The sequence below is a fragment of the Prevotella phocaeensis genome, assembly GCF_900065875.1.
GTDB classification, from domain to species: Bacteria; Bacteroidota; Bacteroidia; order Bacteroidales; family Bacteroidaceae; genus Prevotella; species Prevotella phocaeensis.
Genome location: NZ_LT160621.1, coordinates 182,768 through 207,823, shown reverse-complemented (window position 1 = coordinate 207,823; position 25,056 = coordinate 182,768). Strand labels below are relative to the sequence as shown.

Annotated in this window: 15 protein-coding genes, 1 tRNA gene and 1 other RNA gene; 6 read left to right on the top strand and 11 right to left on the bottom strand. The window is 44.2% G+C overall.

Features of this window, described 5'->3' with window-relative positions; translation table 11 throughout:
- Positions 1-25 precede the first annotated feature (25 nt).
- From BN3912_RS03255 to BN3912_RS03245, 3 genes are all read right to left on the bottom strand, one after another.
- Complete coding sequence (locus BN3912_RS03255; protein WP_023984424.1) at positions 26-979, bottom strand: FecR family protein; 954 nt, start codon at positions 977-979, stop codon at positions 26-28.
- An 83-nt stretch (positions 980-1,062) separates the two neighbouring features.
- Positions 1,063-1,641, bottom strand: a complete 579-nt coding sequence (locus BN3912_RS03250; protein WP_023984425.1) for a sigma-70 family RNA polymerase sigma factor — start codon at positions 1,639-1,641, stop codon at positions 1,063-1,065.
- A gap of 160 nt (positions 1,642-1,801) precedes the next feature.
- Positions 1,802-2,959 carry a purple acid phosphatase family protein gene (locus tag BN3912_RS03245; RefSeq protein ID WP_023984426.1) on the bottom strand — a complete coding sequence of 386 codons (1,158 nt, stop codon included), beginning with the start codon at positions 2,957-2,959 and terminating at the stop codon, positions 1,802-1,804.
- 413 nt (positions 2,960-3,372) lie between these two features.
- On the opposite strand from BN3912_RS03245, the gene ssrA reads away from it, so the two are divergent.
- The 5 genes from ssrA to BN3912_RS03220 all read left to right on the top strand — a co-directional run bounded on the left by ssrA (position 3,373) and on the right by BN3912_RS03220 (position 12,658).
- Positions 3,373-3,773: a transfer-messenger RNA gene (gene ssrA / locus BN3912_RS03240) on the top strand.
- A gap of 750 nt (positions 3,774-4,523) precedes the next feature.
- Positions 4,524-7,868, top strand: coding sequence for a SusC/RagA family TonB-linked outer membrane protein (locus BN3912_RS03235; RefSeq protein WP_154665142.1), 3,345 nt, complete (start codon positions 4,524-4,526; stop codon positions 7,866-7,868).
- 12 nt (positions 7,869-7,880) lie between these two features.
- Entirely contained in the window at positions 7,881-9,746 is a 1,866-nt protein-coding gene (locus tag BN3912_RS03230; RefSeq protein ID WP_023984429.1) for a RagB/SusD family nutrient uptake outer membrane protein, read from the top strand.
- A gap of 25 nt (positions 9,747-9,771) precedes the next feature.
- Positions 9,772-11,181, top strand: a complete 1,410-nt coding sequence (locus BN3912_RS03225; protein ID WP_023984430.1) for a DUF4623 domain-containing protein — start codon at positions 9,772-9,774, stop codon at positions 11,179-11,181.
- A gap of 22 nt (positions 11,182-11,203) precedes the next feature.
- Complete coding sequence (locus tag BN3912_RS03220; RefSeq protein WP_023984431.1) at positions 11,204-12,658, top strand: glycoside hydrolase family 10-like protein; 1,455 nt, start codon at positions 11,204-11,206, stop codon at positions 12,656-12,658.
- A 353-nt stretch (positions 12,659-13,011) separates the two neighbouring features.
- Here the strand turns inward: BN3912_RS03220 and BN3912_RS03215 are convergent, their stop codons facing one another.
- The 8 genes from BN3912_RS03215 to BN3912_RS03180 all read right to left on the bottom strand — a co-directional run bounded on the left by BN3912_RS03215 (position 13,012) and on the right by BN3912_RS03180 (position 21,484).
- Positions 13,012-13,698, bottom strand: a complete 687-nt coding sequence (locus tag BN3912_RS03215) for a contractile injection system protein, VgrG/Pvc8 family (protein WP_064972258.1) — start codon at positions 13,696-13,698, stop codon at positions 13,012-13,014.
- Positions 13,699-13,806: 108 nt separating this feature from the next.
- Entirely contained in the window at positions 13,807-14,205 is a 399-nt protein-coding gene (gene tssD / locus BN3912_RS03210; protein ID WP_023984433.1) for a type VI secretion system tube protein TssD, read from the bottom strand.
- Between the two features lie 446 nt (positions 14,206-14,651).
- Positions 14,652-14,725: transfer RNA gene (locus tag BN3912_RS03205), tRNA-His, on the bottom strand.
- A 93-nt stretch (positions 14,726-14,818) separates the two neighbouring features.
- Positions 14,819-15,232 (bottom strand): preprotein translocase subunit SecG, encoded by a 414-nt coding sequence (gene secG / locus BN3912_RS03200; protein WP_064972259.1) that lies wholly within the window; start codon positions 15,230-15,232, stop codon positions 14,819-14,821.
- Between the two features lie 11 nt (positions 15,233-15,243).
- Positions 15,244-15,984: a hypothetical protein gene (locus BN3912_RS03195; RefSeq protein ID WP_004368127.1), complete on the bottom strand. Its 741-nt coding sequence runs from the start codon at positions 15,982-15,984 to the stop codon at positions 15,244-15,246.
- Positions 15,985-16,004: 20 nt separating this feature from the next.
- The gene (locus BN3912_RS03190; protein ID WP_050786857.1) at positions 16,005-16,544 is read right to left on the bottom strand and encodes an LptE family protein; all 540 of its coding nucleotides are present in this window, start codon (positions 16,542-16,544) and stop codon (positions 16,005-16,007) included.
- Positions 16,545-16,554: 10 nt separating this feature from the next.
- Entirely contained in the window at positions 16,555-17,796 is a 1,242-nt protein-coding gene (locus BN3912_RS03185; RefSeq protein WP_004368129.1) for a sigma-54 interaction domain-containing protein, read from the bottom strand.
- A gap of 154 nt (positions 17,797-17,950) precedes the next feature.
- The gene (locus tag BN3912_RS03180; RefSeq protein ID WP_004368130.1) at positions 17,951-21,484 is read right to left on the bottom strand and encodes a glutaminase domain-containing protein; all 3,534 of its coding nucleotides are present in this window, start codon (positions 21,482-21,484) and stop codon (positions 17,951-17,953) included.
- 780 nt (positions 21,485-22,264) lie between these two features.
- Here BN3912_RS03180 and BN3912_RS03170 point away from each other — a divergent pair.
- Positions 22,265-25,003, top strand: coding sequence for a glutaminase family protein (locus BN3912_RS03170; RefSeq protein WP_023984437.1), 2,739 nt, complete (start codon positions 22,265-22,267; stop codon positions 25,001-25,003).
- Positions 25,004-25,056: the final 53 nt, after the last annotated feature.

Genomic DNA, 25,056 nt, shown 5'->3' with positions numbered 1-25,056 from the left:
AGATCTTTAGTCAACAATTATTGTTTTATTTTACTATAATTTCATTTTTCTGTATTTGAAATTTAAATCCATACTGCATACTAAGGGAACGCAGTACACATTCTAAAGATTCTTGATGAAAAGAACCGGTTAAAAGGTCGTTAGCAAGGCGCTCGTCCATAAGATGTATCGTTACGCCATACCAGTTTTCGATCAGTTTAAGTACTTCCTTCAGCGGCAAAGAGTTGAAAACAAGATAACCATCTTTCCACCCTGCATCCTGATACACATCGTTTTGTACTATCGACATACTGTGGTTATTCTGCCGATAAATAGATTTCTCACCGGGAACTAACATATATTTCTGGACAAGCCTATTACTACTCAGCCGCACAGAACCCGAGAACAATGAGGTTTCCACACGGCCATAACCAGCTTTAACATTGAATCGGGTACCTAAAACCTCTACTTTTATGTCGCCTACCGATACATGGAACGGACAATTAGCATCTTTCTTTACTTCGAAATAGGCCTCTCCATAACTTAATTTTACTTCACGATGCTCACCCGGCACCACATCATAGCGTAATTCCGTACCGCTGTTCAGTGCTACTTTCGTGCCATCGGGCAGCACTATTGTAGCTTTATTACCCGAAGCAACATTAACAATTGCAGGTAGCAGCTGTTCATTTGTCGCCGGTTTCAGCCATAGATACACTCCCGAAAACGATACAAGAAATACAAAAACTGCCGCCACATACCTCGATATCTTATATATACGTTTCCGTTTCAGCTTCTTTTCAATAAGGTATAAAATTTCGTCTTTCACCATTGGAGGCATTTCTACCGCACATGAGGTTGAGGAAAAATCTTCATACATCATCTGCCATAGTTCATCGTCGGATGCTTTCTCTACTTCCTGCTGGAATACATTGAAGTCTTCTTCCGAAAGCTTACCCTTCAAGTATCGATCGTATAAGTTGTTTATTTGTTTAGACATAAATAGTTTTTCTATAAGTTATACGCCAAAGCACTTCATAAGTACCAGACATATAACATTCATTAAGGATTGGGAACGGGTATTTACAAGAACAAAAAAACGAAAACAAACCACACAAAGCGCCCCCTTAGCAACTCATTTCGAAATATTTTTAAAGTCGAAGTAAGGTAATTCTTCACAGTTTGTGGCGACAAGTTAAGCGATTCGGCAATCTGTTTTATGGGCATTCTTTGTTCTCTGCTCATCTCGTAAATTTCGCATGCACGGCGTGAGAGACGTGCTTTGGTTTTCTGTAAACGTACGGTAAGCTCATTGTAATACAATTCCTCTTCGGGTGAAGGTGCTACAGACAACTGATCGCATAAATCAAGATATTCTTCGAAATTTACCGTTGCTACTTGTCGCCTGAAGCCATCGATGATAAGGTGTCGTGCAATAGTAAAAAGTAAAGACTGTATATTGCCGCAACAATCCAGTTGTGTGTGTTTGTCCCAAAGTTTCAAAAAGGTCTCTTGTACAATATCTTCCGACAGTGTTTGATTTTTCGTCTGAACCAAGGCAAAGCTATAAATCCGATCGGCATATTGGTCGTAGATTGCCGCGAAAGCCTCATAAGAGCCTTCTTTCAATGCTGTAATATATGTAATTTCATCGTTTTTCATTCACGGCATGTAATATAATAATAAGGTGACAAAACACTACTTACAGACTATCAAACGGTTTGTTTGCAAATATAAGCGAAAAAGATAATATCACCAAAATCACAATATTTATTTTATCTTTCTGCACCATTCAGCTACTTTTCATCATCGGCAATACTCCCTACTTTAACGGGAATGTAAAGTGTTTTTTATCTTTTCCATTAAGCCCCACGTAGTTTACTTCCATCTTTCCTTTTGAAATATGGCACAACAAATAAGTGTTGTTACTATTGACCAAATTGGGAAAGTTGATTACCTCATTGGGTTCTTGGTATCCATAGTGATGCAAGTGTCCGGAAAGCATTACAGATACGTTCATTTTATTTAGTTCGGGAACGACTGTCTCCAATAAATGATAAGGACCATGCCAGTTCTCTAAAGTTGGTGGCATGTGCGAGAATACTACCAAAGGATACTTGCCAATCTTCTCTGTTTGCTGTAATTCGTGCAACCATTGTGCCTGTTCTTCACGATATTTGTCGTATTCGGTAATACCTCCGTACTCGATATCGCTATCAGGCTTATCCTCTCCCGAGTCTATAAAAAGGAAATCCACACCGCAGATATGTTTCAAACGATAGTATTTGCCCGTTGTTGACGGGAAAAAGCGATACAGGTTGTCGGCAAAAGGGCCGCGAAGTTCGTGGTTACCTCTATTGAACATAATAGGAACCGACTTGGCAAACATACTCACACATGTATCTATATACGCCTGAAAAATATGCTCCTGACTATTGATACGGCTCGACATATCTCCGTTAAGCAATACAAAATCGACATGCTTAAAGTCGATATGCTTACATAAATCTTTCATGAAAGCGGCCCTTTCGTGAATATCATTTAGTACTAAAAAAGTAATATCGCGGGCATGATCAGAAAATGTTTTGAATTCATGCGGTTTTCCTTTCCATACATCGGTAGCCGTTATATTGCCGTAAGTAACCCAGTCATCGTACTTCCATCCCGCAACTTCTTCTGTAAAGATACGGTAACGATAACGCGTATCGGGCTTTAAACCCACCACACGCACATGGTGTACACTGTCTGTCAGTACCCTCCGTCCGTGCAAAGTGGCGTAATATCGCTGTCGTTCCTTACCATAGAAATGGTCTTTTCCATCTTCTGCCACTTCTACCCAAGCCCTTCCGGGCTTATCAGTCACCCACATAATAGTTACTCCGGTACTGTCCATATCGCAAATATAAGGTCCGTGTGTTACCTTAATGGCACTTACAGACAACGATACCAGCAACGTTGCACACAAAAGTAATCGTTTCATTCGTTTATTAGATTGTGATGTTTAGAATTTACAGTGTCTTTATAGATACTACGTAAAACATAGATAATGGTACTAATAAAAATATATATATTTGAAAAGTAAACATTTTATTGCCCACATCCTTTCATTGTGGTAAAGCTAAAGCGTGCAAATAATGCGCATATGTTATGTATCTATCGCCGCCAGATGCATAATATATCACAATTAAACCATACACCTGTCACACATAGGGTGTACACCATCCCACCACAGGAAATGATTAGAAATGCGGGATGAATATTTTATAATTCCACATTAATAGATTGCCTTTTCATGAAAAAAAATCTCCTAAAAGCAGTTTACTTTAAAATAAATACGTATATTTGCAGCTGTAAAGAAACTTACAAAGCTGTTCTGTGGAACGTAGAAGCATCGGGGCTGTTTGGATTTGACAGCGGGATGAAATGGTATGTAAGCACGCGGAGACTCGTCGGCTATCTCCTTAATCAGAGCAGGCAAACAATTAATTGGCGAAAACAATTACGCTCTCGCTGCCTAATCGAAGCATAGTAGATTACTGGCTTTATCCTGTTATCAGATGACAGGACGAGACATCGCTCAAGAGATGTTGTTCCGAATCTTCTTGGTAAAGCGGTGCAGGTAAATCGGAAATAGCATGCGTATGCCTCCCTGCGTATGTAAAACTTTAAGAGGATAAGGCTATGGTTGGTGGTTCAGGTCTTGCCATGGCACGAAAACAAAGGCTGAAATAAGCGTGTAGAAAGCATATGGTTTCCCTGTTTGGACGCGGGTTCGACTCCCGCCAGCTCCACTTCAAGTACTCTGAACAGGAACTAAGAAGAAAAAGATTAAAAAATATAATCGTCGTAGCTCATTGATGTTACGGCGATTATTTGTCTTTATCCAATCTTGTTTTAGATAACATTCGAAGGTTACCGATACGATCAAAATACTCCCAACAGGCTACAATTTAGCTACAGGAAAAATCCGTTTTGGAAAATTGTAGCAATTGATACCACACAAAGTACGATAGATACAGCATAGTGCATATTTCATTATATTTTGTGAAAAAGTAAATGTTTTCTTTGTTTTTATTATAAGTAATACAAAATAATGTTTATATTTGCAACACTAAGATATGCAAAATACAAATAACAATTTATTTTTGCGAACTGCTTTGACGACTTAAATTTATTAACCGACCTAAATTGACACATTGTTATGCCTGCACCATGAATTTATCTTCTGCCAGTATAAGTATGCCCTCGGGTGTTCTGCGGCTATATCGCCCAGAGCAAGATAATCTGAATAATCTTTTTAGCCGAACCGGTTATGACGGTTCTTTTCTCTCTGCCCGTTTTTAAGAAACGACAAACCGCAAAAAATCTTAATCGATACAAAAGACATGAATGAAAATTTGTTTAAATGGAGCGATATTATCGCCCGACGCTTAAAGAAGGGATGTTTTAAAAACTCCCGACGATTTTGTGCATTGTTTGTGATCTGCATTCCGCTTGCCGTAGCGGCAACGATACCGGGCAGTGCTGATCCGTCTGTAATAGATATGCTGCAACAACAACGCAAGACGATAAGAGGCATTGTAACAGATGCCAACAACGAACCGCTCGTGGGCGTGAGCATTACCGAAAAGGGAACGTCGAATGCTTATATTACGAATGCCGAAGGGCGTTTCGAAATGCAACTGAACAATGCCAACGCCTCGCTGGTAGTATCGTATGTGGGGTTTGTAACTCAAACCGTAAGAGCACAATCGAACATGCGCATTGTGATGAAAGAAGATAGTAAGGCACTTAATGAAGTGGTTGTTGTGGGCTACGGCTCGCAGAAAAAGGCAAATCTGACAGGTGCCGTAACGAGTGTAGATGTAGAGAAATCGCTTTCGAGCCGCCCGATCGCCGATATAGGCCGCGGACTGCAAGGCGTCGTACCGGGCATGAATATTCGCGTGCCGACTGGAGAAGTGGGCTCCGATCCGCTGATAAAAATCCGCGGACAGATTGGCTCTATTGAAGGAAGCAGTGCTCCACTGATCTTACTCGATAATGTAGAAATTCCCAGCATTCAGATGGTGAACCCTAACGACGTGCAGTCGATCTCCGTACTCAAAGATGCCGCTTCCTCTTCTATTTACGGTTCGAAGGCGGCGTTCGGCGTTGTACTGATAACAACGAAGAGCGGTGCCAACAGTAATAAGTTCGAGGTAACTTACTCTAATAACTTCTCGTGGCAGAGTACTGCAAAGAAACTCGAGATGGGCGGTGTGGACGGACTTCAATACACGCTCGACGCACAGATCAACCGAGGCGCCCCGATGCCGGCTGGTGGTTTCTGGCGTATTACACCCGAGAGCATGGTAAAGATACGCGAATGGCAGGCTCGCTACGGCGGAACGGTGAAATGGAACGATCCCGTGCTTTACGGACGCGACTGGACATATGACGGTGTCAACAAATACGGCTATCGTATCTACGATGGCATCAAGGCAATGGTGCGCGACTGGGCGCCTATGATGACACACAATCTTTCTGTGAACGGCAAAGCGGGCAACACCTCTTACAATGTGGGGCTGGGCTATCTCAACCAAACTGGAATGATGCGCACGGCAAAACATGATGACTTCCGGCGCTACAATGCATCTATCAACATCATCTCTGAAATCAACAAGTATGTATCAATAAGGGCAAGTTCTATCTATTCCGACCGCAATAAACGTTATCCCGGTGTGGGAACTACATCGGCAGACCCGTGGCTGTATCTCTATCGATGGAGCCCGTTGTTCCCCATCGGAGTAACCAGCAACGGTAATCAGTTGCGCGAACCTTCTTACGAACTTGGAGCAGCTAACACAGATAATCTTCAAGACAAATACTTCAATGTAAGTCTTGGTTTTACGCTGAACTTCACTAAAGACTGGGATATGAAGGTGGACTACACCTACGACCGCCAAACACGCGAAAGAAACTCTTCGGCAATACAGTTCAGAGCTGGTCAGATATGGTACGAGCCCATCGAGTGGAAAGAAAACGGCTTCCCCGTGTATGTCAATGAAGATGGGCAAGTAACCGATACGGGTGGAATTCCTGCATGGCGTTTTCCAGTAGCAGACTATTACTCTAATGTTACCACTAACTACGTGCGGAATTTAAGCCGCGGTGCTGACAACAATACTTTCAACGCCTATACCACATACCGTCTGTGGCTCGGAAGCGAAAAAGAACATGCGTTCAAATTCATGTTAGGTATGAATGAGGTGACTAACAACTGGAGCTACCACATCGGACGAAAGACAGGACTCATAGACCAAAGTAATCCGCAGTTCCCCCTTGCATCGGGCGAACAGTTTATCGAAGGAGACCGTAACTGGGAGGCGCAGTTAGGATTCTTCGGACGTATCAACTATGCCTTTGCCGACAGATATCTGCTTGAAGGCAACTTACGTAGAGATGGTTCGTCAAAATTCCCCAAACATCTGCGGTGGAAATGGTTCCCATCATTTTCTGCAGGATGGGTGTTTACCAACGAACCGATAGCTAAACCGCTAACCGGTGTGTTGAGTTTTGGTAAAGTAAGAGCATCATGGGGCAGCATCGGAGACCAGACTGTACCCAACACGCTATATCGGTCTGTATTGGAAGACGGAACGTCTAACTGGCTCGACGGAACAAACAAGAAACCTACCATCTTCGGAACGCCCTCAATTATAGATAATAATATCAGTTGGCAGAGGATTGAGACGCTAGATTTCGGTGCTGACCTGCGTTTTTGGAATAACCAGATAGGAGTAACTTTCGACTGGTTCAAACGCGATACTAAAGACATGATTATTCCGGGAGAAAGTCTTCCCGTAACATTAGGAACCAGTGCCCCGAAAGGAAACTACGGTAATCTGCAGACCAAAGGATGGGAATTGGCACTCGATTTCAACCATCGTTTTACCAACGGACTTGGGGTAAGCGTTAATGTTTCAGTATCGGATGCAACGACTTTTATAACAAAGGGTGCCGATTATCTTACTCCATGGGAAAACCGAAGTCTAAACAATGGATATTCTACTGGAAGAAGGTATGGAGATATTTACGGCTTTGTAACTGATCGACTGTTTCAAAAAGAAGACTTCGTATACGATGCGAATGGTAAAATCGTTACAACCAACGTAATCTATAAGGGTACACTACGTAGAACCAATCTACAGACAGCCCCCTATCCTGTTTATCAAGTGCATTACGAGGACGGAGACAAATTGATATTCTCTCCCGGCGATGTGAAGTTTGTAGATATCGATGGCGACGGATATATCACTCCCGGTTCGGGAACAAACGGTGATCCGGGCGACCAAACGGTGATAGGAAATTCTACACCACGATACGAATATAGCTTCCGCATCGGTCTCGACTACAAGGGATTTGATCTCTCCGTATATTGTCAAGGCATCGGCAAGCGCAAGATATGGGGAGCAGGACAACTGGCCATCGCCGGCTTCTCAGCTAAAGAAGGCGCTATTCCCAAAACTTTTGCTACAGATTATTGGCGTGAAGACCGCACGGATGCATTCTATCCTCGTGCATGGGACCTTGGAGGCAGTAACACCGGATTCAGCATGCAATGCCAAAGCAAATATCTGCTCAACATGGCTTACTTGAGAATAAAGAACATCAATGTGGGCTATTCGTTCCCTCAAAACTGGCTTTCAAGAGTTGGACTTACCAAAGCAAGAGTGTATCTGTCGTTGGAAAACTTCTTTACTTTCGACCATCTGCGCGGACTTCCCATCGATCCGGAAGCTATTTCTGGTTACTCGATGTTCAGCGAGTCTTATAATCTATCACGTACCGGAACGGGAACGCCTATATTCAAATCGCTCTCTTGCGGTGTTCAGTTATCTTTTTAAAACGATATAATTATGAAACTAAAGATATTTTCTTTTTTAGTTATCTGCACACTTGCTTGTACAAGTTGTAACGATGTGCTCGACCGCCCTTCAAAAACTACGGCGGAAGATGAGAATTATTGGACCGGAGAAGAAAAGGTAAGACTGTATGCTAACAGTTTCTATACTTACTTCTTTGTCGGTTATGGTCTCGGATATGGAGAAACTGCCTATACACCCAACAATAACTTCTCATTCAATGATGATGTAGTAATAAAGTCTACACAACCGCAATTCCAGCGTTCTGTCCCAAACTCCAAGGGAAGCACGTCGTTGGGCTTACAATGGGAAAACCAGTTCGCAGGTCCGTCGTGGAACTTCGCTTGGATAAGAAAGGCCAACGTTATGATAGACCGAATCAGCCAGAGAATGCCGGGTGTTCTTACATCCGAGCAGTATAACCACTGGATGGGTATTGGTCGATTTTTCAGGGCATTGGAGTATGCCCGTTTGGTCAATGTATTCGGAAATGTGCCTTACTATAACAGAGAGATAAAAAATACAGATAAGGATGAATTGTACAAAGACCGTACCCCCCGAAACGAAGTGATGGATTCCGTGTACAACGACTTCAAATATGCCATGCAAAACGTAAGACTCGACGATGGAGCACAGAACGTAAACCGATATGTCGTGGCTTCGTTCGTATCGCGCTGGGCTTTGTACGAAGCAAGTTGGCAGAAATACTACTATAAAAACGACGAACGAGCACGAAAGTTTTTCCAGCTGGCGATAGAAGCAGCAGAGTTCGTAATAAATAGCGGGAGATACGATATTGTTACCGACTTCCGTACATTATTCGGTTCAACCGACCTTACTGCTTCGAAAGATTGTATTCTCTACCGTAAATATGATGCCGGACAAGGTGTAACACATTGCGTTGCTTCGAATTGTAGTATGAGTTCGCCTACCGATATAGGACCGAATCTCGATCTTATAAAGGCTTTCATTTGCACAGACGGTAAAGATTGGAAAACTTCTTCGCTTACAACGGCAACCGATTTTACACTGTCGAACTTGATAAAAACAAGAGATCCGCGTTTTGAAGCGAGTTTCTACGATACTCCGACGGCAAAGGGCAAGAGTTGCTATCTGTATGTAACGAAATTCATCCCACGCAATGCGTTGGAATATCTGAAGACAGGTGGCTCACCGGCTCCAGAATTTCAGGGCGACAAGAATGTTACGGGCTATCCTGTAATGCGTTATGCCGAGGTGTTGCTCAACTGGATTGAGGCAAAGGCAGAGTATGCAACGCTCGGTGGTCCTGCAGTGACGCAGGCCGATATTGATAAATCGGTGAATAAAATACGTAAGCGACCACTTGATAAGGAAGCAATAGACAAGGGCGTAAAACAAACTGCACCGATGGAACTTACCAATTTGAACCAAGATCCAAACAGAGATACAGACGTTCCGGTACTCATTTGGGAGATCCGGCGTGAGCGCAGAATGGAATTTGCTTTCGAGTTTGCACGCATTATCGATCTGAGACGCTGGAAAAAACTGGAATATATGGATACTGATGCCAATACCGACCTGCTCGTTGGTACATGGGTAAACTTCCAATCTGAAGCAAGTGAAGAGCTAACCGCGGCAAACAAGGGCAAAATCCGTGTAATGGATCAGACAGGAAAACTTATTGTTTACGATGGAACAAACGGCGCACAAATGAACGGGTTCTTCTATCCGCTCGAAAACTTAGGACGCTTTAAGTTCCTTGATATTCCTAACGTAAATCCTTATCTCTCGCCTATCGGAATCAACCAGATGACCGATTATAAAAACAAGGGCTACCATCTAACACAGACAGAAGGATGGCCTGAGACGAATAATTGACCAATAATTAAACAACAAAGCTATTATGTATAAATTCAAATATATTGCTATGGTTGTCGCCGTGCTGGGATGTTGTGCAGCATCCTGCGGCGACAATTATCCCGAAAGCCAAGACGAACCATACGCCACAGACCTGCTTTCGATTAAAATCGTGAACGCCGGAGCCGCCGGCAATGAAACGGTGGAAGGGAAAATAGACGAGGAAAACAAAATGATAGATTTTCCACGTCTGGATATTGCGACCAACTTCTCGGCACTCAAGATAGAGGCTAAGGTTTCTGAAGGAGCTTCTTTGCAACAGACGGAGTACAACTTCTCAATGGATGAAGAGGATACTTACAAGACACTCTTGCTGAGAGTAACCAATCATAATCGCTACAAAGACTACTTCATCAAAGTGAGGAAAAGAATACCCGTTTATGGCGCAGACTTCAAAAATGTTACTGTTTATAACTTCTCAGGCGATAATCTCTATCCCGATTATACAGCACTCAGTACCCGCTGTGCCGACTTCGACGGCAACTACGTGTTGGTGGTAACGCGCAGTGCAACGAAGCCTCACCTGTTGAAAGTGTCCGATCTGAAAGAAGGAAAGAGTCTCCCCATATCGCTCGATCTCACCGGTGTGAGCGGCGGAACGTTCCCTTATAACATGGGAGCACTTGCCAACGGACATGTCTACATGGCATCCCTGTCGGGCAGTAAGGCATCGCCACTGAAGATTTATTATTGGGAAACACCCGAATCGCAACCCGAAACCATTGCCAATATCAATATAGCAACCATAGATGGAGCAGGGGCAAGACATGGCGATAATATGTCGCTGAATATCGACAAGAACGGAAACGGCTATATCTTCTTCGGCGATAATGCCTCGGCAGAAATACTGCGGCTCACCGTAACTGCCCATAAGACCGTCAGCGATCCCATAGCCCTGCCCTCGGTTTCGGGTGCAACTGCCTGCATGGGTATCTATCGCATAGAGGAAACATCACAATATGTTTTCAGTGGTGTGCGCACTCCTGTGATGCTGACAGATGAGTCTGCGAGTGTGAAATATACGATGGGCAAAGATCATACGGCTGCAGAAGGTATCTCGCCACGCATCTTCACTTTCAACAAATCGCGCTATCTCATTGTGTGCACTGCCGGACTGGGAAGTGCCAGCAAGGCGACACCCGCCCTTTACATCTACGATATATCCAAGGGCAATACGGTAGAGGAGGCGCTTGCCAAATTCGACGAGGCGGGTAATTACAATCCTATTTACTCGTTCATTCTCGGCGGAGCGGGCAACGGCGCACCGATGGCACAGACCAACTACTACGTTGAACGCGATGCCGACGGCAACGATGTGAAACTTTACGTCTTCGCTTCACGTGCCAATTCCGGATTTGTGATTTGCGAATTTCCCATTGCAAAAGAAGAAGATTAACCTTTAAAACAACAAGACAAATATGAAAACATGGAAGAAAATCGTCATGATGCTGTTTGCTACGCTCGTTGTAGCCTGCCATAACAGCAACGATAATGACGAACCGGCCATCGAAACACATCCGCTGTTGCCCAAGAAAGAGCTGCGCGGAGTATGGATGGCAACCGTTTGGGGACTCGACTGGCCCCGCGGAGACTATAATGCCGAATCGCAGAAAGCGAAATACATCGAATATATGGACCTCTTTGCACGCAACAATATCAATGCTGTATTCGTGCAAGTACGCGGAATGGCCGATGCTTTCTATGACTCGCAATACGAGCCTTGGAGCAAATACATCACCGGTGTTGCAGGGCAGCAACCCAGCTACGACGTACTGCGGTTCATGATAGACGAGGCTCACAAGCGCGGTATCAGCTTTCATGCGTGGCTCAACCCTTACCGTGTTGCTACGAGGGCGAGCGCATCGGCGGCATTTCCCGACCTCGACAACAAAATACCTGCAGTCCTTACACGCGACTATAATAAAATCCGCGTCTACAATCCTGCGTTACCCGAGGTCCGCACCCGCATCATCGATATCGTGAAAGACCTTATCACAAAATATGATGTCGACGGAATACACCTCGACGACTATTTCTATCCGGCCTTAGAGAGCGGAGAGAACCTCAACGACAGTGCTGAGTACAAAAAGTATTGCGAGAAAGACGAAGAAGGAAACTACAAACTCTCGATCGCCGATTTCCGTCGTCATAATGTAGATCTCGCGGTAAAAGGCATACACGACGCCATACAGTCGGTACGCCCCGAAGTGGTGTTTTCCATCAGTCCGGCGGCTAACAACGACAACAATTATAACCGACTTTATGCTGATGTACTGAAATGGTCGCGCGAAAGCTGGACAGAGGCAATCATCCCACAGCTCTATTTCGCGTCGGGCATGAGCACCACGAGTTTCAACCAGCGATTACATTGGTGGTCGCAGTATACCTATAACAACGCTTTAATGGTGGGTTACGGACTCTATAAGTTCGGCGACTCCTCGCAGGGCGAAGCCTACCAAACATCGGAAGACCTCGCTAAGCAATTTGCTTTTTCCGCCACCATGCGCAAAGTACAGGGCAGCGTGCTCTACAGTGCTCTGAGCATGCTCGAGAACAAAACGGATATCATGTCGGTCATTGCTCAAGTCTACAAGGAACCCGCTCTATTACCCTATCTGGGCAAACAACCGGCTGTACAACCCGTGGCTCCTGCTGGACTGCGCTTAAATGGCAATGAATTGCAGTGGACCACCTCAGACAATGTTTACTACGCCGTATATCTCAGTAACGGAGGCGGCAAAACTGCCACATTAATTGCCATCACCCGTGAGACAAAACTGGAACTGCCACAAAAAGGAACCTACTTCGTAACAGCGGTAAACAAGAAAGACAATGCCGAAAGCAATCCGTCTGAAACCATAGAGTTTCAATAATCATTCTACGGTCGACCTCTGTTCACGAGAGTCTACGCTGACTTATTTTTAACCGAATCCTATTATAAAGCCTCCGCCGCCTTCATTGGCGGGGAGGCTTTTTAACCCCTTATAATAGAAAGTCGCTTGCCGGCATCTAAAATCAATTTTACGTCCAAGAAAGTCACTTGCCGGCATCCAAAATCAATTTTACGTCCAAGAAAGTCGCTTGCCGGCATCTAAAATCAATTTTACGTCCAAGAAAGTCGCTTGCCGGCATCTAAAATCAATTTTACAACCAAGAAAGTCGCTTGCCGGCATCCAAAATCAATTTTACAACCAAGAAAGTCGCTTGCCGGCATCTAAAATCAATTTTACAACCAAGAAAGTCGCTTGCCGGTAATGTCATTCATAGAGAGATAGGAGAACACTTTGGAAGGACGCGCTAACGTCTGAACGCCGATATCCAAGGATGTGAGACTCGTACCGAACTCAAGGGGCACAGATTCGGGACGGGCGGGCCTGCCGAAGACAAGGGAAGTACCGTCGTAATAGAGCCACTCGTTGTACTGGCGGGGAAGGCGGAGAAGGAAAGTGAAGTCCGACTCGTTATACTGGCATTCGTAATCAACGGGCTTAGTGTGTTCGGGATGAATTACGGCACGGACCTTTGCGGCTTCGGTCAACTCAGTAACGATATAACCAAGAGTACGCTCATTCCATGAATGGAAGTTCACACCACTCTCCAGCAGATAGGTCGTAGAATAACCAGAAACCAGAATATAACCGTAGTCGTCGTTATTGCGGTGAAGGCTCACATTGGTAACCACGCCAAGGAAAAATACATCGCCAGAAAGACCGAGATGGACACCGAAGGACTTGCCAAGCCAGCCGGCACCGTCTTTCAGGTTGGGTGCATGGCGGTTCCCGCCAACCTCGAGGTCGATACACAGATCGAAACGGTGATGGGAGTTTATCTTCTGGACAAGCTTCAGAGACTTGAAGCTGTGCAGGTAGTGACCGTCGATACTTACACGGAGATTATTGTTTGGTAATGACATGGAAGATATATATATAATCAAGTTTACATACTCAATAAAACAAAACGGGCTCTACCGCACCGGCTATCCGAAGGCAGGAGAGCCCGTTGGCTGTCAACTCACAGACAACTAAACCTTAGGCCAACGGTTGTCAAGCTCGGCATTGCCAACAGTGATGGTCTCAGCAGAGAAAGTCATCGAGATAGTCATCGGAGTCTCGTTTGTCGCATCAAGAGTTTCCTTGTAATGAACGATATAAGCGTTCTTGAAGTCGATCTCCTTCATCTTGGCATCCTCGTCGGTCTTCTTGTAGACGATCTTGCCGTCAACGGGCTTGAACTGGCTGTTAAGCATCGCCTCGATGGCTGTCGTGTCGTCGGTTGACTCTACTGTTACGCTCACACGACCGCCAGAAATGCTCGAAGAAGGCTTGCCCTTGCTGTCTGTACTGCGGCTGAACTCGTAATTTGAATAAAGAACGTCGTATTCCTTGCCACCTAACTCAAGTGTTGCTCTGAATGAACCCATAAGTAAAATAATTTAAATTGTTAATAAATAATTAAAAGAGGCCTCGCTGTTCCAAAAACCGAATGACGGAAATAAAAAAGAGAAAACCCCGAACAACGTCTTGAAGTCTCCTCTGTACGGATTAAAACAGCCTTGCTCTAAAAAGAAGAGGAAGATATGCAATCTGTTGTCTACAATGGCAAAGATAGAACTTCAGTACAGAAATACAAAGGAAAAAGAGAAAAAATAATATGATAATAACAATATTTAATTATAGAGATGCAGCGAAAGAAACTGTATTACGTTTTGAATGTATTAAACCATTTTTCTCGAAAAATGATTTACAAAAGATAAAAGATAATCCATTAAGCGCTTCTGAGATTTCTCCACAAAACGTCATTCAAAAAGCGTGTCAGACAATAAACAACATATCTCGTTTATTGTCTGACACTGTTTTAGCACTTTCGGGTGGGTGGTGGGGCTCGAACCCACGACATTCAGAACCACAATCTGACGCTCTAACCAACTGAACTACACCCACCATGTAATTGTTTTCATGCTCGAAAGCGGGTGCAAAGGTACGGGATTTATTTGTTACCTCCAAATAAATCCCGATGTTTTTGTTATTTTCCTTTTATTTTGCAGGTGCTTCTGGTGTTTTAGGTGCGGTATTCTGTGTACCATTGTTTGTGGGCGGTGTTGTATTCTGCGTGCCTGCTGCAGGAGCTGCTTTCTGTTGGGAAGCACCAAATCCCGGTGTAGTATTCGGGTTTGTTGTCTGTGTCTCGGTGGCAGATTGCTCAAGTACGCTGCTATCTGTAGCGGCATTAGGTACTACATGAGCACAGGCTATGCTGAGTACCACCATCGCAATGGCAAGTCCCCATGTTGCTTTTTCTACTACGTCTGTAGTCTTGCGCACTCCCATAATAGCATTCGATGAAGAAAAGTTGGACGAGAGACCACCTCCTTTAGACTCTTGTATGAGTACTATACCTATCATTAAGAGCGATGCAAGAACGATAAGAATTACGAAAAGAGTGTAAATCATTTTGTTATTTATTTGTTTTTATTATTTAAAATCAATTTTTCTAAAAATCTCATTTGGTCTGCAAAGTAAGCATTTTTTTTTGGATAATTCAAATTTAATTGCTGAATTATTTCCAGTGCTTTAGAATATCTACCTTGTTTAATGTATATTTTAGCTAAAGTTTCGGTAAAATATTCTTCGTCGTTATCCTTAATTTTATCGGGCAATTCTTCTGCCGTGGGCTCGGTTTCCGGATTATCTTTCAGGGTTATCTTTCCTCCTTCTTTGAATATGAAGTCGTCTATGAGGCTTTGCCCCTTTAGTTGTGGTGCCAATTCTATGGCTTTTCTTTCTTCTTCGCTCTCTGTTTCAAGCAAGTATGATACATAATCGAGTGCCGCATCGGCTGGGGTAGGTTTCCGATTTCCGGCTTTATTGCTGTTTTCAGTCGGTATACTATCCAAGAAATCATCAATCAGAGAAATTGTACGGTTGCCATGAATATCTTTTTTCTCATCTTCTTTCTTCTCCTTTTTTATTCTATAGTGAGCGGCTTCTACTAAATTGAAAATTACTTTACGGTCGGTAAGGTATATCGCTGCACGGCGCAACTCTTCGTCGAAACTGGTGTCATGAAGAATATAAAGGTTTTGCAATAGCAGCAATCGAGCCGTCTGATAATACGGATACAATGCGAGCAGGCTACGCAAATCGTATAGCGTTTCGTGATCCATCAAATCGGGATGTAAAATCAATTTCGTGATATCCATATCTTTTCTGTTTAAGGATATTACCAATTGGCAACCGTTGCGTTAAAAATCTGATCGGTGAGTTCTTTTACCATTTGGGTTACAAGTTCTTCTTGTACCGCATTCAGACTTAGAGTGGTTTCGTATGACTTTGTGGCTGTGAATTGTTGTTCGAAATCCTCCTTATGGTTGGTATTGTTGGTAAATCTTACGTTGACAGTCATCGATAATTCTGTTTGTGCAGAATAGCCTTCGCTTGATATGGCTTTATTTCTTTGTGTATATTGGGTAATTTCTCCCTCGATCTTCAGATCACCATTGCGTTTGACTTGTATCAGTCTGGTATGGTTTGCAAATACATCTTTCAGTTGATTATTGAAGATCGGCCCCATCGGTCCCCACACATAACTGCTTCGGATAGGAAAATCTGCTATCTGAATGGTTTTCGTTTTACTGTAATCGATACTGGCGCCATTGAATTTGTAGGATACGGAGCATGCCGAGAGCGCAATCACGGCGATTACAGCGCAAAATGTATACAGACTATTGCCGGTAAAACATTTTTTTATAGATAGTTTCATTCCCATACGATCAATTTTTCTCTAATCCATATTGCTTGATCCTACGGTACAGTGTACGATCTGAAATACCGAGTTCCTGTGCTGCTTTCTTTCTGTTACCGCCATTCCTTTCGAGCGCTTTCTCAACCATCTGACGTCCGAGATCACTTAGGTTGAGGCTTTCCATATCGTTTATTTCCTCAGCTTCTACTTCTTCTGCAGTAGGGTAACGGGAGTTGATAGCATGATGATCTTGCACGATGGATGCCGGTGAGTCTAATCGGTTGCCGCTAACGTTTACGAAACCTTGTGCACCATTGAGGCTACGCGCCTCATCCAATTGCTTTCGAAGGCCGTTCATGTCGCGCCGCAAATCACTCACATTCCCACGCAACTCATACAATATCTTATACAATATCTCTCGCTCGCTTTCGTAAGAGTGAGCGCCTCCGCCTGATATTGGGGCGAGCTGCATGCTTTCCTTGTCTTGCGGAATGAAAAGTTTCAATGTGTCTGTATCAATCAAACGGTCTTTGCTCAACACAGATATCTGCTCGGTAATATTCTTTAACTGTCTTACATTGCCCGGCCACTTGTAGTTCCGTAAGATATCTTTGGCTTCATCAGTCAGTGTAATTTTCGGTAATCTGTATTTCTCTGCTATCTGCATGGCAAACAAACGGAACAACAAAATAATATCTTCGCCACGTTCACGGAGCGGAGGAATCATGATCGGAATCGTATTCAGCCTATAATAAAGGTCTTCGCGAAATCTTCCTTCACTGATAGCCTTTTGCATATTTACGTTCGTAGCGGCAACAATGCGTACATCAGTCTTCATGATTTTCTGTCCGCCCACGCGGATATATTCGCCTGTCTCGAGCACTCGGAGCAGCCGTGCCTGTGTGGCGAGGGGCAATTCTCCCACCTCGTCGAGGAATATCGTACCTTTATTAGCGATACCGAAATAACCTTCGCTTTCGCCGATCGCACCGGTAAACGAGCCTTTCTCGTGGCCGAAAAGTTCACTGTCGATCGTTCCTTCGGGAATAGAACCGCAGTTTACCGCAAAATATTTCTCCCTCCGTCGTGGAGAATTATCGTGAATAACTCTCGGTATTATCTCTTTACCGACGCCACTTTCTCCGACAATCAGTACCGAAAGATCAGTCGGTGCCACTTGTAAAGCGATGTCGAGCGCACGATTCAATCCATCGCAATTGCCTACGATGTTGTATCGTTGTTTTATTTTCTGCAGTTCTGAAGTGTTCATTTGGTGACAAAATTACGTAATTTATTCGATATAGCTGTAATTTTGGCAGTATTTTAATATATAAAAGGTATATTTATTTGTGTATAAAATAAAAAAGAGGATGCATCTAACAACAGATACATCCTCTTGATATAAAACGGATTATTCTATCAGTTTATTTAACAACGAACTTTTTACCTTTGAAAATGTAGACACCCTTCTTTAGGTTGTTGAGGTTCTTTACGCCCTTTGCAACAATTCTACCATCTATGCTGTAAACATTTCCGGTGGTATCCTCGGCCGTTGTTCGGTCGACAATGGCGTTATCAATAGCCGTTGTGGTCTTCTTGGCAACTACCGGTGCCCAAAACATACCTACAACCGGACGAGCTTGGAACTCGTAACCTCCGGCGGTCTTCGGGTTGTAATAGTCGCGTAGAGCGAAGTGATTAGGCGTTTCGTTTACATAATTCCAGCACGGATCAACCAATTTAGCAAAGTCAGCATCATTATTGGTTAGCGTTGCTGCTATTACATTCTCGTCGAGTTTTGCACGATAACCGTATTCGGGTACGCTTCCGTCGTAACGTGCATCCATCGGCATGCCGTATTTAAAGTTAGGTATAAGAGTCAGATAGTAAGCAACTTCCGTGTTGATAACATCTGTGAAGAGACCGCTGCCTAACATTCTATCGTAAGCCAAATCGTATTTCTGGCCCCATTTGATGGCATTTCCGTCATTGAAATATCCCTGAATGTAGTGATCGTCCGTATCGGCCAAATAGTTTGCTTTCCAGTTAGCGGCAAGGTCTTTAGCCTTCTGTAGGTAGGGCGCAGCTTCGTCCTCATGCCCTGCAGCTTTGGCAATTTCACCGAATGCAGCAACGGCAAGGATGGCTTTAGCCGACAGATGTGAGTTGTTGACAATACGACTGTTGAAACTGTCGGCTGTACCTTCGAGTTTGAACACGTCTTCCTTGGCCGGAGTAACTATTTCTGCGAGATAGTCGGTAAATGATTTAAAGCGATCGTAGTTATCAGAGAAGAAAGTCTTGTCAGTAGCCCCGAGCTTTGCTGCCATACCGGCTTCGAGCACGAAGTTGGCAGTGCATTCAGTTTGGTTTGGATAGCCAATCATAGTGCCGGTAGCTTCATCTATATTCGGGAAGTTGTCAACAATAGGATAGCCTACACCGAGATCGTTAGGAACATCTGTTCTCGTCCATCCTCTTTCGTTCATCCATTTGAAGTAAGGTTTCAGTGTAGCGACAGCCAAATCGGGATTGTAGGCGAGGAACAACGGTGCCTCGGGGAATACTGCGTCGATTGTTTGAATGTCGTTTCCACTGGTGATGGCCGTTGTGTAGTTCAGTGCCTTGCCATCGGTGTTAAGGACGAGCTTGTTGCCTGCTACGACCTGACGGTATGCCAGCGCACAGAGTTCGGCATATTTGGTACCGCCGGCTGTCTTAGCATCAGTATAAACGGTGTTATCCATCGTACGTGCAGCGTTGATATTTGCATCATAATTGGCTGCATAGTCTGCCATTGCTACTGTAAGAGAGTTATATTTCGTAGACCAGAAGCCCGGCAGAATTTCGGTCTTTTCTGCAACCGGATTGCCTTCATTATCGGTTGTAGCCTTGGCTGCAACGTTCTTAACTGCTTTGCCCTCGTCATCGAAGCCGAGCATGGTGAAGCCCGAAGCCTCTGTAGACGAACCGAGGTCTTGCTTGAACAGTATCATTGGCATCTCGTCTGTGCCGCCTTCCGATTGGTAGGTCGTACCGTCTGCAACGGTAGGAACATTGCCCGTTGCCATCATGTTGTTGGAAGACAACTTATAATTGCCGAAACCGATTGTCTGGTTCTTTGCCGGATCGGCAGCTATATATAGGTAACCCCAATTTTGGCGGTCGGCTCTGTGAATTTGCTGTGCGGTGGTTCCCGTTTTTACAAAGGTAAGACCGTTTGCCGTTACAAGGTTTGTAATGTTCTTATTTGCATCGTTTCCGACAGCTATCTGCGGGGTTGCCTCGAGATAAACCTGCACGCTGTGTGCATTACCGTCGTTTGCCTTGGCGCGATAAGATACGTAATTAATAGGCGTAGATAATGCTATTTGGTCGGTAATAACCTGCGGTGATGTAAATACAACGTCGAGGTCTACCGGTCCGGCGGTAAAGTTAAAGTACGATTGCGTTGCCGTTATGTTTACAGAGTTTTGTGTTGCAACGTCTGTGGGATGGTTGTAAACATCGAGTTCGTAGATACCGAAGTCGGCATTGGAGCCCCATCTGTTGTTATGAGCATAGGCAGTCAGCACGTTATCGCCTTGGTGAAGCAGCGCAACTTGCTCGGCTGTCAGCACACGTGTAATATATTGTGTGCCGTCTGTCCATGTGTTACCAGTGTAAGGAACTATGGCATGAATGTCTGCCGGCATACCGTCCATCCATTCCTTATTACAATCGGTTCCGCCGGAATTATTTCCACGGCGAATTATCACCGTGCCGTTTGCCGCTTTTATTTTGGCGTTATCGTAAATCTCGTTGCCGTCTCCGTTCAGCCAAAGCGTAAACTCATCGTCGTGACGAAACTTAACGATGTATGTTTTCGTAGGATCCGGGGCTTTTGTTAGCGTGAAGTGTCGGCGTATAGTAATATCCGTATTGTCGCCAGACCAATCTGTGTGGCGGTAAGCCTGTCCTTCATCGCCAAATGCGCCCTTACCGTCTTGCATGTCTGCCTCGCCATCGTAATTGATAGAGGCAAATCCCGGATCTTCCGTAAGGTTTTCAAGTGAGTATTTGGCATTCCATGCACCTGCATCGGCCATGGGAACGAGTGCTATTTCGGCATCGGTCTTCTCGCCATAGATACCGCAGTCTGCAAAAGCGCCTCCCCAATCTTGATGCACGTGAACAGCCAATATGTTCTCCGAACCATCGGTTTTAATAAGGTTCTTTTGATCTTGTGTAAGCAGAACAACTTCGGCATTGTTCCAATCGGGATTATTGTCAGGGATAGACCAAACCAGTTGTCCGTTGATATAATATTCGCACGGACCGTCGTCATGCCCGCATGCTAAGTACATATTGCCTGACATTTCTTTACTTATAGTGAACTTGCGGCGCAGATAGAGGTCGGCTGTTTCGTCGACATTTGCCCATATAGTGCTGGATTTTCCTTTGTAAGTTGCGTCTGAACTGAATGGCGACTGCCTGTTTTCCCACCATGTATCGTTGTCATCATCATTGGTAAGCGCGTATCCCGCCTCGTACCATGCCTTTCCTGTGGCATCGTTAGGCGGCGTGCCCAATATGACGCCGTAGTTAGAAGGTTCCGATTTCGGGCCCTGATAGATCATTGCGTCCGCATTCCATTGGTTTTCAGGATCGTATTCCGATGCGGGCACGTAGACTTTACTCTTGTCGAACCACGACTTACCTTGCCCTAAAAAACGGTAAAATTTACCGTCTACACGAACATAACCGACAAGACTCTTGTCGCTGCCGTTGTAATGTTTGGTTGTACCACCGTTCAATGTGTTGTATGGCGACCATACTTGGAAATAAGGATCGGCCATGATTATAGGCACTGACGGTGCGCGAAGATCGCTTTTCTGTACTGGCGTGAAGACATCTGTCTGTGCAGAAACGCCTGTACATACAGCTCCTAACGCCAAGAGAGATAAAATTTTCTTCATCTTCTTTTCTGATTTAAGGGAGATTCTTTTATCGATATCATGGGGAAGGCAAGAACCTGATGAATCCTATCCGAATGATGTTGTTGATGATTAAGTGATAATTTCGTTTAGTATACGGTCTGTTCTCTTGATGTAAGTCAATTTAGATTATCTGATGCAAAGATACTATATTTTTTTTAAATACAAATTTTTTTCATCTTTTTTTCTCGCTTTTTCTAACATAAAGTTTGCGAGAAATAGAATTTCTTATTACTAAAGCCATCTGCAGAAACAGGGTGTAACGGAGTGGGGGAGGCACTTTGTATGTGCTGTTCTGCAGGCAAACGAAAACCGTTTTATGGAGATAGGGCAGAAGTTTTTCAAAAACGTCGCGAATATATGTATGGTATAATGCCGATAGAGCGGCTGCTTATCGGGCTTGGAAGTTGTATGTATTGAAGATATAAGTATGGCAACATGATAGATTGGGTGTAGGTGAATGCCGATATACGGTAAAAAGGTGCTGTATTGTTCGTCATGATAAATTTTGTAACAAGATGCAATATCGCCGGTATTGCAGTCGAATAAATTGGCGTGATATGCTCTGTAAGCATATTTTTTTTCATGAAAACGAGCGGTTTTAAATGAAAATAACTTATCTTTGCAGAAGTTAGGCTTCACCTTAGCAATATGGAAAAGGTTCCATTGCATTCGGTTCGTTCTATTTTTACCAAAGAATTGAAACTATCAAGACTTACTAACAAGTTCGCAATCTATAAATTCTAAATATTCAGACTCAACATGAAATTCAACTTGACATTTATTGCCTCCTTATGTATAGCACTGACAATGAACGCACAAACCGCAGAGTTTTTCCGTCCGTATAAGTCTGTCAGCTTGCGTTTACCGGCCGTTCCGTTAATCGTAAACGATCCTTATTTCTCGATATGGTCACCATATAACGCCTTAAATGAGGGTTCTACCAGCTATTGGTATGGCAAAGATATCGAAAAGCCCATAGAGGGATTGGTGAGAGTCGACGGGATTACGTATCGTTTCATGGGTAAGGAGAAAGAGTATATATTAGACAGAGCTATCGTACCCATGGCATGTGACGACCAATGGATGGCAAAAATCACGAATACATCGCCCGTCTCGTCGAGATGGACAGCACTGACATTCGACGATAGTGCTTGGGATACCGCCCTCGGGGCTTTTGGTAATGCAGATGAGTATAGGGCTTCGTATATCCGAACCGAATGGAGAGGCGATAATACCAATATATGGATACGGCGCAAGTTCCGCATTACAGCCGAGGAATTAAAGAAAGATCTTTACCTTATATATTCACATGACGATATTTTCGAGCTTTATCTGTGCGGTCTGAATGGACGTAAGAAGATTATAGATACCGGTTATAATTGGGGCGAAAACTTCGTCTATCACCTTACAGAGAGCGATAAAGCCCTGCTTGCCGAAGGCGAAAATATGATTGCGGCCCACTGCTTCAACCGGATGGGCGGCTCTCTGGTGGACTTCGGAATTTATGAGAACGTGAAAACACCTGTACCCGACATACGGAATGCCGTGCAGAAATCTGTCGATGTGTTGGCAACAAATACCTATTATACCTTTACTTGTGGGCCTGTAGAGCTGGATGTTGTCTTTACTGCACCTATGCTGATCGATAATCTCGACTTACTTTCTACACCGATAAATTATGTATCTTATCAGGTAAGGTCGACCGATGGAGCCAAACACCAAGTGCAGGTATATTTCTCGGCAAGTCCGCAGATTGCCGTCAACGACCGCAATGATCCCACGATATCGAGACGAATAGCCAATAATGGCGTTAGGTATTATCGAACCGGTAACCGCAACCAAACCCTGCATGGCACGGGAGATCATACCCCTATAGACTGGGGGTATCTTTATTTGCCGGAGATTAACGGCACGGCAGGAATATATTCTGTGAACGATGCAGAGCGCGCTTTTGCGGCCGAAGGCAGGCTTCCGGCTGCATCGAAGACGAATGTGGTGGCAGAAAGACAGGGGCAATACCCGCTTTTGGCATATACTCACGACTTCGGAGATGTAACCGATGCTTCTACTTTTATGATGATCGGTTACAACGAGGTGAAAGATATAGAGTTTCTTAACAGACAATATACCGGTTATTGGGCACGCAACGGCAAGACGATTTATCAGGCTTTCGAAGAAATGCGCGATAACTATAACGAGATTATGACCAAGTGCCGTGCACTGGATAAGACCATTTACGACGATGGTTTAGCTGCCGGTAACGTGAAATATGCCGAACTACTGTCGGGCTCTTACCGCCATGTGATTGCCGCACATAAGCTCTTTCAAGACAGAGATGGAGACCTGCTATTCTTCTCGCGTGAGAACAATTCCGGCGGTTTTGTCAATACTGTAGACCTGACATACCCCGAGTCTCCGCTTTTTTTGAAGTACAACCACGAGCTACAGAAGGCCATGATGACGAGCATATTTAAATATTGTGAGTCCGACCGATGGGGATTTACCTTTGCTGCACACGACCTCGGAGACTATCCGATGGCCAATAATCAGAACTATGCCATTAGGTTTCCCGAGGTAAATGGCAGTTTCGGCGGTAATATGCCTATAGAAGAATCGGGAAATCTCGTAACACTGGCTGCAACAATATCCATGCTCGATGGAAATACAACATACGCAGAACGCTTTTGGGATACCTTGAAAAAGTGGACAGATTATTTGGCCGAGTACGGTCAGGATCCCGAAGACCAGCTTTGTACAGACGATTTTGCCGGACGTTCCACCCATAATACCAACCTTTCATTAAAGGCCATCATGGGTGTGGCGGGCTTTGCAATGATGGCAAAGATAAAAGGCGACCAAACCACTTATGATACCTATATGGAAAAAGCAAAAAGTATGGCTGCCAAATGGGAGCACGATGCCCTCGATGCCTCGGGCACTCATTATAAACGAACGCTCGATCTTGATGGAACATGGAGCCAGAAATACAATATGATATGGGACAAACTATGGAAGATAAATATTATACCTAATAACGCCATGCAGCGCGAAATAGATTATTATCTTACCATTCAGAACAAGTACGGGCTGCCTCTTGATAACCGTTCGGAATATACCAAGAGCGATTGGATTATGTGGACGGCATCGATGGCACCCGATAAGGAGACGTTTCTGAAGTTCTCCGATTTGGTTTACAAATATGTCGATGAAACCGAATCGCGTGTACCTATCAGCGATTGGCATTATACAGAGAGCGGCAATATGGTAGGTTTTCGGGCACGTAGTGTTATAGGCGGCTATTGGATGAAGGTACTTATGGATAGCTTTGAACCCAAGGTTCTGCCTCCTACGGGTATCGATAACGTGGCTTCATCGGATGGGGAAAGCAAAATAAAGGCATGCTATAATGCCGTCGGACAAGCTATAAATGCACCTATGAAAGGGCTCAATATTGTAGAATATGCTAATGGTGAAGTAAGAAAGGTCTTTATAAAATAAGGTGAAGATCATAGCAATTCTTCGGACAGAACATAATTATTAACTTAAATATC

Excerpts from the sequence above, each read along its gene's own strand:
- BN3912_RS03185 (WP_004368129.1), bottom strand. The coding sequence starts at position 17,796 with ATGAACACTTCAGAACTGCAGAAAATAAAACAACGATACAACATCGTA.
- BN3912_RS03220 (WP_023984431.1), top strand. The coding sequence starts at position 11,204 with ATGAAAACATGGAAGAAAATCGTCATGATGCTGTTTGCTACGCTCGTT.
- BN3912_RS03250 (WP_023984425.1), bottom strand. The coding sequence starts at position 1,641 with ATGAAAAACGATGAAATTACATATATTACAGCATTGAAAGAAGGCTCT.
- BN3912_RS03230 (WP_023984429.1), top strand. The coding sequence starts at position 7,881 with ATGAAACTAAAGATATTTTCTTTTTTAGTTATCTGCACACTTGCTTGT.
- BN3912_RS03225 (WP_023984430.1), top strand. The coding sequence starts at position 9,772 with ATGTATAAATTCAAATATATTGCTATGGTTGTCGCCGTGCTGGGATGT.
- BN3912_RS03235 (WP_154665142.1), top strand. The coding sequence starts at position 4,524 with ATGCTGCAACAACAACGCAAGACGATAAGAGGCATTGTAACAGATGCC.
- BN3912_RS03190 (WP_050786857.1), bottom strand. The coding sequence starts at position 16,544 with ATGAAACTATCTATAAAAAAATGTTTTACCGGCAATAGTCTGTATACA.
- BN3912_RS03180 (WP_004368130.1), bottom strand. The coding sequence starts at position 21,484 with ATGAAGAAAATTTTATCTCTCTTGGCGTTAGGAGCTGTATGTACAGGC.
- BN3912_RS03245 (WP_023984426.1), bottom strand. The coding sequence starts at position 2,959 with ATGAAACGATTACTTTTGTGTGCAACGTTGCTGGTATCGTTGTCTGTA.
- BN3912_RS03215 (WP_064972258.1), bottom strand. The coding sequence starts at position 13,698 with ATGTCATTACCAAACAATAATCTCCGTGTAAGTATCGACGGTCACTAC.
- BN3912_RS03170 (WP_023984437.1), top strand. The coding sequence starts at position 22,265 with ATGAAATTCAACTTGACATTTATTGCCTCCTTATGTATAGCACTGACA.
- BN3912_RS03255 (WP_023984424.1), bottom strand. The coding sequence starts at position 979 with ATGTCTAAACAAATAAACAACTTATACGATCGATACTTGAAGGGTAAG.
- BN3912_RS03195 (WP_004368127.1), bottom strand. The coding sequence starts at position 15,984 with ATGGATATCACGAAATTGATTTTACATCCCGATTTGATGGATCACGAA.
- tssD (WP_023984433.1), bottom strand. The coding sequence starts at position 14,205 with ATGGGTTCATTCAGAGCAACACTTGAGTTAGGTGGCAAGGAATACGAC.